The sequence below is a fragment of the Acinetobacter sp. V2 genome (assembly GCF_001188385.1).
In the GTDB taxonomy this organism is placed as follows: domain Bacteria; phylum Pseudomonadota; class Gammaproteobacteria; order Pseudomonadales; family Moraxellaceae; genus Acinetobacter; species Acinetobacter oleivorans.
In genome coordinates, this window is sequence record NZ_JZFB01000001.1 from 1,148,511 (window position 1) to 1,156,655 (window position 8,145).

The 8,145-nt window shown below is 38.3% G+C and carries 8 protein-coding genes and 1 pseudogene; 3 read left to right on the forward strand and 6 right to left on the reverse strand.

Annotated elements, in window-relative coordinates; all coding sequences use genetic code 11:
- From murB to UC75_RS05235, 3 genes are all read right to left on the reverse strand, one after another.
- Nucleotides 1-734: UDP-N-acetylmuramate dehydrogenase (murB, locus tag UC75_RS05225; protein WP_228137102.1), on the reverse strand; the 734-nt coding region annotated here is incomplete at its 3' end.
- 19 nt (nt 735-753) lie between these two features.
- Nucleotides 754-1,257 carry a low molecular weight protein-tyrosine-phosphatase gene (locus UC75_RS05230; RefSeq protein ID WP_049836922.1) on the reverse strand — a complete coding sequence of 168 codons (504 nt, stop codon included), beginning with the start codon at nt 1,255-1,257 and terminating at the stop codon, nt 754-756.
- A gap of 370 nt (nt 1,258-1,627) precedes the next feature.
- On the reverse strand, nt 1,628-1,855 hold the full coding sequence (locus UC75_RS05235; RefSeq protein WP_004791732.1) for a tautomerase family protein: 228 nt from the start codon (nt 1,853-1,855) through the stop codon (nt 1,628-1,630).
- Nucleotides 1,856-1,917: 62 nt separating this feature from the next.
- Between UC75_RS05235 and UC75_RS05240 the strand changes: the two genes are divergently transcribed.
- Nucleotides 1,918-2,388: a winged helix-turn-helix transcriptional regulator gene (locus tag UC75_RS05240; protein ID WP_049836923.1), complete on the forward strand. Its 471-nt coding sequence runs from the start codon at nt 1,918-1,920 to the stop codon at nt 2,386-2,388.
- Nucleotides 2,389-2,468: 80 nt separating this feature from the next.
- Here the strand turns inward: UC75_RS05240 and UC75_RS05245 are convergent, their stop codons facing one another.
- Entirely contained in the window at nt 2,469-2,780 is a 312-nt protein-coding gene (locus tag UC75_RS05245; protein WP_049836924.1) for a YcgJ family protein, read from the reverse strand.
- Nucleotides 2,781-3,128: 348 nt separating this feature from the next.
- Here UC75_RS05245 and UC75_RS05250 point away from each other — a divergent pair, with 348 nt between their 5' ends.
- Both UC75_RS05250 and UC75_RS05255 read left to right on the forward strand, forming a co-directional pair.
- Nucleotides 3,129-4,286 (forward strand): iron-containing alcohol dehydrogenase, encoded by a 1,158-nt coding sequence (locus UC75_RS05250; protein ID WP_049836925.1) that lies wholly within the window; start codon nt 3,129-3,131, stop codon nt 4,284-4,286.
- Nucleotides 4,286-4,720 (forward strand): acyl-CoA thioesterase, encoded by a 435-nt coding sequence (locus UC75_RS05255; protein WP_049836926.1) that lies wholly within the window; start codon nt 4,286-4,288, stop codon nt 4,718-4,720. Before UC75_RS05250 ends, UC75_RS05255 begins: the two co-directional genes overlap by 1 nt.
- Before the next feature lie 47 nt (nt 4,721-4,767).
- On the opposite strand, the gene UC75_RS05260 is transcribed toward UC75_RS05255, so the two are convergent.
- Together UC75_RS05260 and UC75_RS05265 are read right to left on the reverse strand one after the other, a co-directional pair.
- A complete protein-coding gene (locus UC75_RS05260; protein WP_049836927.1) occupies nt 4,768-6,996 on the reverse strand; it encodes a phosphocholine-specific phospholipase C in 2,229 nt (742 codons plus the stop codon).
- Between the two features lie 324 nt (nt 6,997-7,320).
- Nucleotides 7,321-8,145, reverse strand: a pseudogene (locus UC75_RS05265) (DNA polymerase III subunit gamma/tau); the annotation flags it as partial.

An 8,145-nucleotide genomic window follows, 5' to 3' on the forward strand; every position in this document is an offset into this window, starting at 1 on the left:
AATTCTTGAGGATTAACAATCGGATTTTTAAAGAAACTCCCTACATTTGGATATTCTTTTGGATCAGGGAGTTTACTTTGGCGAATATGAATCACTTGATTTTGTAAGTTCTCAGCAGTCTGATTATCACCAACTGCTTGCTTCAAATCACCATAGTTAAGTTTTAAATTTGGCTGTTTAAGTAATTTAAAAGTGACATGCGTGATGATGTAACGGTTCGGATCATCTTTAAAAATACTATGGCGATAAGCGAAATGGCAGTCAGCCGCTAAAATTGTCTGAGTTCCTTTTAATTTACGGTCATACACTTGTACCGACTCAATAAACTCACCGACCTCTACTCCATAAGCACCAATGTTTTGTACGGGTGAAGCACCTACTAAGCCTGGAATAAGCGCTAAATTCTGCAAACCAAACCAATTTTGCTGAGTGCTATATAAAACGAAATCATGCCAAACCTGCCCTGCACCCACTTTAACCCGAACGAAATCATGATCTTCAGATAAAACTTCAATTCCTTGAATATCAAGATGAATCACTAAGGCATTGATCTGCTGCGGCAACAACATGTTACTACCGCCCGATAACACAAGTACATTTAAATGATGCTGCTTAGCAAAATCCAAAGCTTCTTCAATATCCTGAATATTGCTGACTTTTGTGTAATGTGAAGCTGTTGCATCTAAACTTAATGTATTGAATGGCTTAAGCTGTACCTGATTCTGAATTTGCATTGTGTTGAAAAACCTATTCTTAAACATTCAATTGTTTTTTTAAAATATTAATCCACGCCAAACTACTGGACTCGCATTGGTCAAGTACGCGCTCGAAGCCATCAGCACCGCCATAATAAGGATCAGGTAAGGCTTGTTGTGGATATTCAGGATCATGCTCACTCATTAAAGCTACTTTTGCACGAATTTGATGAGTACTAAACTGAGAAACCGCACTTTGTAGCATGTCATGAATATCATCAAAGTTTTGGTGATCCATTGCCAAAATCAAATCAAACTCTAAAAAGTCTTGTGTTGAAAGCTGCCTTGCACGTAAAGACGACAAGTCATAACCTCTTTTTTTAGCGTGCAACTGACTACGCTGATCAGGTGCTTTATTTGGATGATAATTACTCGTTCCAGCTGAATCGACAATGACATTAAGTTGATGTGCATCACAATAATGTCTGAAAACCACTTCAGCCGTGGGAGAACGGCAAATGTTTCCTAAACAGACGCATAACACCTTATATTGTGTTTCCATTAGAAACTACTTCCAAACATTTGAATTAAATAGAAATAAATATGGAGCATGTAAAACCCTGACAAAACTATCAATGATTGTCAGAATCGAATTGACCATTGTGACGTGTTGCATTTTGTCAAAACTCACATGGCTTGAAAAGGAAAATAATGTTTATCAATAGATTAAAAGTTGATAAATCAGTCGACAAAGTAGCTGACCTTCTAATTTTGAATAAAACAATAAAGCCCTCCGAAGAGAGCTTTTACAGCAAAGCAGACACTCACATTATTAATAATTATATGAGCTTTACATCTTAAAACAGGTTAGCAAATACTTAACTTGCAACTTATGATTTTCTAATACAGTTTTAGTAAAAAGTCCAAAACAATCATTTAACGTTGCTAATTAACTCAATCATTTCCTTCGTTGGTCTTAAGCTACCTAATTGCCACTGTTCAGGCGGATATTCATCAATTCGAATCCAGACATGCTCTTGAAAAGCTGGATTTCCCTTTCCTTCTATCTCTACAAATAAATCTGTTATTCGTTTGAAAAGCTCGGCTTTACTATCTTTATCTAGTAAACCCTCTATAGTTTGTATATTTATAAATGGCATAATGCTACCTGAATTAAGTCTAGGTCTAAATTATAGACCCATGTTAATTGGAGCTTCCTAGAATGTCAAATATTATTGCAGATCAAAGATTTTCAGTAGATACATGTGGAATCTTCAAAATTGCTGAGATATTGAACGATAGTTGGACGATCCTATTGTTGAGAGAAGCTTTTTACGGCGTAACGAAATTCAATGATTTTCTAGAAAATACAGGTATATCGAAGCAAATTTTATCTAATCGACTAAAACACCTCATTCAATTAGAAATATTTGAACTATCAATTTATAAAGAAGTGGGTGTACGAGAGCGTAAAGAATACTTACTCACCCAAAAAGGTAAAAGCCTAAATATTGTTTTGCTTGCTATGCTTGAATCTGGTAGTAATTTTATTGAAGCAGATAAAGATGTCGTGAAAGTTTTTGAGAAGAATTCAGATGATCAACTCAAACTCAAGCTTGTAGATTCATCTAATCAGATCATAGATCTTAATAATCTGGAACTGAAACTCATTCCTCGCAGAAATAAGGAATAATTTGTTCTGTTCATCTCACTTTCGTTTAACTGTAAAAAAGCCCAAATATTATGGGCTTTTAAGCAACATGAAGACAAAAATCACTTGTTTTTAAAAAGTTTATCAGTCATAGGTCTATCAATCTTGCTGCGATGCCCATTTTCAAAGTATCGATCGACATGACATAGTTTCGTTTTGGTATCACAGAACACACCATTTGAGAGTGTAAATGCTGAAGTATCAAAATCGCCTTGAGAGAATGCTCTGTTGGCTTTGTGAGTTCCTAAGTAGTTGGCGGTAAGTTTTTTAGATACACCCTTCTTGTCAGCACAAATATATTTGTCACAAATTACACCCTTTTTTGGTGAATAGACGCTAGAGCTAGTTTTAGCCATTACTGCGGAGCTAAGCATGAAGCAAGTGCATCCAATAACACTAAGTAAAGTTTTAGAAATTTTCACTTTTGAACCGAATAAAATTATAAATTGTTAAGACATTATATGAATTAGCAGCCTTCAGGAAAATCTACAGAACCCTATAAATAACAAAAAGCCCACCTTTCGATGATCTTTTAAATTACTTGCATGATCTCCGTCTATCATCTGACTCTGACCACATGAAAATAGTGACTATCTCATATAACACTCAACATAATCGCCTCAGAACTACTTTATTTTAAGGTGTCTTATGCTAAGTTATTTGAAGATTGAATCTTATAGAACCGTTCAACAATAATTTTCAAAAATAAGGAAATAATGTATATGAGCCATTTTCAATTTCAAACTGTTCCAAATATCATCTCTGGCTTAGGCTCTATACAAGAATTACAAAATGTTTTGTCTTCAAAAGCTTACCGTAAGCTATTGCTAGTCACAGATGCAGGTATGGTCAAAAATCAATTGCACCTGCCAATTCTTCAAATTCTAGATAACCTCAACATTGAATATGTTATTTATGCAGATGTTCAGGCTGACCCACCAGAACAAGTTGTTTTAGATGCAGCCAATTATGCAAAACAGCAAAATGTAGATGCCATCATTGGTTTTGGTGGTGGCAGTTCTTTGGATGTTGCAAAAGTAATCGCTTTACTCGCCCACCCCAACCAAACACAAAGTTTGCAAGACATGTATGGCGTAAATCAGGTAACCACAGCTCGCCTACCACTTATTTTGATTCCAACGACAGCGGGTACAGGTTCTGAAGTAACACCTATTTCAATTGTGACTACTGGTGAGACAACAAAAATGGGGATTGTCTCTCCAATACTATACGCCGACACTGCGATTCTTGATGCTACTTTTACTCAAAACCTTCCAGCACATATTACCGCTGCAACAGGTATCGATGCGATGGTACACGCTATTGAGGCATATACCTCTAAACACAAGAAGAATATATACACCGATATTTTAGCTAAGAATGCTTTGAAGCTACTAAACCATAACTTACCGAAAGTTCTTAAAGATGGTAATGATTTAGAAGCGCGTCAAAACATGCTGTTCGGTTCAATGCTCGCGGGACAAGCATTTGCGAACTCGCCAGTTGCTGCTGTGCATGCTTTAGCTTATCCACTAGGTGGACATTTTCACTTATCACATGGGCATACCAATGCCTTAGTGTTGGTTGAAGTATTAAAGTTTAATGCACCAAATGCAAAAAAATATTATGCAGAGCTTATGCAATGGCTCGACCCATACAGCAATGGCAGCACCGATGGTTTATGCGATCTGTTTATTGACCATATGCAGAACCATTTAGACCGTAGTGGTTTGACTTTAAGACTTAGTGATTTGGGTATTGACGAGTCCAGCTTACCTCGACTTGCTGAAGATGCCATGTTGCAAACCCGTTTACTACAAAATAATCCACGTGACATGACAGAAGCCGCTGCTTTGGCAATTTATCAGGCGATTCATTAATGGCTAAACCAATTTTAAAAACCCGAGATCAATTTAAGTTCTTTTTAGATATTCAAACGCGTTGGGCAGATAACGATATTTACGGTCATGTGAATAATGTGACTTACTATAGCTACTTCGATACAGCAGCCAATGCATTGCTCATTCAGAAAACAGGTTTTGATATTCATGAAGCAAAGTCAATTGGCTTAGTGGTTGATTCAGCTTGTAGCTTTTTACAAGAGTTATCATTTCCAGAAATTATTCAGGTAGGTGTGGCGATTGGTAAAATCGGTACGACTTCACTACGTTATGAATTGGCAATCTTTAAACAAGGTCAAGATCAAGCCTCAGCTCAAGGACATTTTGTACATGTGTTTGTTTATCGCGAAACGCGTAAGACTGTGCCAATTTCTGAGTCAGTTCGTGAAGCTTTAAAAAGTTATTTATTATAAAAAATGGGGCAAAAAGAAAATGATCTTTTCTTTTTGCCCACCTAAACTTACATCATTGCGGGGTCACTAAAAGAGTCTTCACCCGTTTCAACTCGGCCCGCAAAACGTCGGTAATAATAAGGATCACTCTGACTCGCAACTTCAAAATCATACCAATGTCCCACGTCAGCCAAAGCCCAATGTTGCTTAACAACCTGTCCCGCTTTTACGGTAAGTTGTAACGGCGTATCTTGTCGATATGCACAAGGTTTTACCGTCAAAAGTGCATCCTTGGTTCCTTCATTCATGAGTTCAACATAAACATCGCCATTGGCAATGTCATAGCACACTCGAATTTCAGGTTTAACGCCACTATCAACAATACGTTGAGTATCCCCTTTAAAATGACGATGGTAGCCATTTGGACCAAGTACCCATAGGTCATAACGACCTAGGTTATCTTTTAAAGCATCCCATTCGTCATCTAGAGTTTTATTCGGCTCGACAATATAACGCTTTGGAATAAGGTCTAGGTTAAGTTTGTCATATACATGAAAAACCGCTGCTTGCTGACCTGTATTAGAGAAAATCAATTGCACCTTACCATCAGCTTTACAGCGCGCGCTGGTGTGCAGTTCGTAAGGTAGCGCACGCGATAGACATATACCACTTTGCTGAATCGGTAACTTCGTATCCGTTGGTACAGGCACAGCTGGCAAGGCTTCTTGATTTTTCCTTAATGCATCTGCCTGCAAACGTGTTTGTTTACCACTCAGCTGCGGTAAAACATCTGCATTTGGTGTTTTAAAGTTAAATGCACTGGTTAAATCACCACACACTGCACGGCGATATGGACTGATATTCGGCTCTTTTACACCGAAACGTTTTTCTAAAAACATGAGCACAGAAGTATGGTCAAATACTTGCGAATTCACCCAACCACCACGGCTCCATGGTGAAATCACATATAACGGAACACGAGGGCCCGGACCATAAACTCGTCCATCAGGTGTAGGCTGAGAATGGCTTCCTTCAGGCGCAGCGTGGTCAAAATATTCATCCTGCATATCGGCACTACTTAATGTTGATTTGCCAGCATATTGACCATTTTTGAGTCGAGATGGCGCTGATGGTGACGGTACATGGTCAAAGTAACCATCATTTTCATCGAAATTGATAATGAGTGCTGTTTTACTCCAAACCTCTGGCACAGCAGTTAAAGCATCAATAATTTCTTGAATAAACCAAGCCCCTTGAACTGGGCTTGAAGGGTCTGGATGTTCACAGTAAATCGATGGCGCATTAATCCAAGAAACTTGAGGTAACTTACCTTCACGAATGTCGCGTTTAAAAGCATCGAGATATTCTTCTGGTTTATTGCCCGGCAATGTATTTGCAATGCCTTTATAGAGTGGATTTTTGGCATTATCGGTCGCAGCATCATACGCTTTATATGGTAGTTTTTGTCCCGTATCTGCATATGGTTTATTTGGTTCACCACCGCTTGCAACTGGATAACCAGATGCAATATTTGCCTTTCTAAACGTACGAAATGCTCCAAGCATGTTATCGCCCCATTCATCTGGCATATTTTGATAACAAATCCAGCTTACCCCTGCTTCTTCTAAACGCTCAGCATAAGTCTTCCATGTATAACCACGATCTGCCGTGGCAGGGTTACCATCAATCCAGTCCCATTCATTATTTACAAATGAACGCTTGGTCGGTGTTGCACCATTTGTACCAGTTAAATGAAAAGAGCGATTTGCATCCGTTCCGGTATGCATGGAACAATGGTAGGCATCACAAATCGTAAAAGCATTGGCAAGTGCAAACTGATATGGAATTTCTTTTTCTTTAAAATAACCCATGGATATATCAGTTTTATGAGCTGGCCAATTCGCCATACGCCCATTGTCCCAAGCCAACTGACTATCGTTCCACGTATGTGGCGTACCATCTGCACGCTGCGCATTATTGGCTGTACCATCTAAATGAAAAGGCGTTAAAACTTGCCCATTACTTCTAAGCTGCTCCCAAACACGGCGGCCACTTGGCAAAGGAATTGTAAAACGATCAGCAAAACCTCGAACACCTTTTAACGTTCCAAAGTAATGATCAAAAGATCGGTTTTCCTGCATTAAAATAATAACGTGTTCGACATCCTGAATGGTGCCAGTTTTATTGTTTGCAGGAATTGCTAAAGCTTTTTGAATACTAGATGGGAAAGCTGCCAATGCCGCAGCACCAAAACCCATATTTAAAGAATAGTTTAAAAATTTACGACGTGTAATCATGATCAGGTTCTTTTTATTATTTAAGTTTATGGAGCACAGCGCATTACAGGCTTTTTACCTGTTTCTGGTGTATTTGAATTATCATTTGCTGAGTCGTTACAACCACTCAGCAGAATCGCGCCGATTAATAAAAAATATGAATATTTAAAACAATTTATTCCAGTGCATTGCCTTTTCATTGCTATGTACAATCCATTTAAAATCTAAAATGGCTAACATAGAAAAGTACAATGACAGTGACATGACCCAAATATTTCAATCCAGTGAAAAATATGAAAATTCTATTATTTTCATATTCTGCACCAGATCAAAAATCAGATGAATTTAAGGCTTTAATTGAATATTTTGTAGCTCGCCATCAAAAGTTTCTATGAGACTTTTAATAACTGGCTGTTGCTGTAAAAGCTCGGCTGCTCGGTGAAAGGCCTTTTCTTTACGCGCACTTTGAATGGTATATGGTGTAGATGTATTCAAAGCACCATATTCAACTGTAAATTGAGTATTCGGCCATTGCTCATTTAATGCATCAATAAGGCCATGCTGCAATTGAGTCAGCATATTTTCATATTCTTGAGGAATATGGAAAATAGTATTGCCGCCAATTTCACCAGTCATTACACCGTGTTGCGCAAGTTCTTGGACGGCTGGAGAAAGCTGACTGTTTCTAAACCAATATTCCCATTTTTCAAGTGTCCACTCACCTTCTAAAACTTGAGGAGCCAGCTTCAAGATATCTTGAGGCATCAGCTGCCCGTTATCAGTTTCGCCAGACTCTTTAACAACTGCAACTGTTTCTGTTTCAACCATTACTTCGGCTTGCACAAATGACTGCTGTTCAATAACAGGTTCAGAAACAAGATCAGGCGTATCTTGGGCCAGCGAAAACTCAGTTTTAGGCGTTTCAAATAAACCCATAGGTTCAGCAGTGAAAGCTGGTTCAGGTTCAATATTTTTAGTTTGGACTTCTGCCTGAACTTGTACTAACTTTTGTTCTGGTACCGGAATGAAATCTTCTTCCAGAACACTAACAGTCTCTTGAACAACTGCTGACTCAAGTCCAATCAACTCATGATGATTTGGATCAAATACCATTAAATCCTGATTAGAGTGAGGTTCAGGTTCAGGTTCAGGTTCAGGTTCAGGTTCAGG

What these genes read in the sequence shown, in the direction of transcription:
- UC75_RS05230 (WP_049836922.1), bottom strand. Translation starts at nt 1,257, where the DNA reads ATGGAAACACAATATAAGGTGTTATGCGTCTGTTTAGGAAACATTTGC.
- UC75_RS05235 (WP_004791732.1), bottom strand. Translation starts at nt 1,855, where the DNA reads ATGCCATTTATAAATATACAAACTATAGAGGGTTTACTAGATAAAGAT.
- UC75_RS05240 (WP_049836923.1), top strand. Translation starts at nt 1,918, where the DNA reads ATGTCAAATATTATTGCAGATCAAAGATTTTCAGTAGATACATGTGGA.
- UC75_RS05245 (WP_049836924.1), bottom strand. Translation starts at nt 2,780, where the DNA reads ATGCTTAGCTCCGCAGTAATGGCTAAAACTAGCTCTAGCGTCTATTCA.
- UC75_RS05250 (WP_049836925.1), top strand. Translation starts at nt 3,129, where the DNA reads ATGAGCCATTTTCAATTTCAAACTGTTCCAAATATCATCTCTGGCTTA.
- UC75_RS05255 (WP_049836926.1), top strand. Translation starts at nt 4,286, where the DNA reads ATGGCTAAACCAATTTTAAAAACCCGAGATCAATTTAAGTTCTTTTTA.
- UC75_RS05260 (WP_049836927.1), bottom strand. Translation starts at nt 6,996, where the DNA reads ATGATTACACGTCGTAAATTTTTAAACTATTCTTTAAATATGGGTTTT.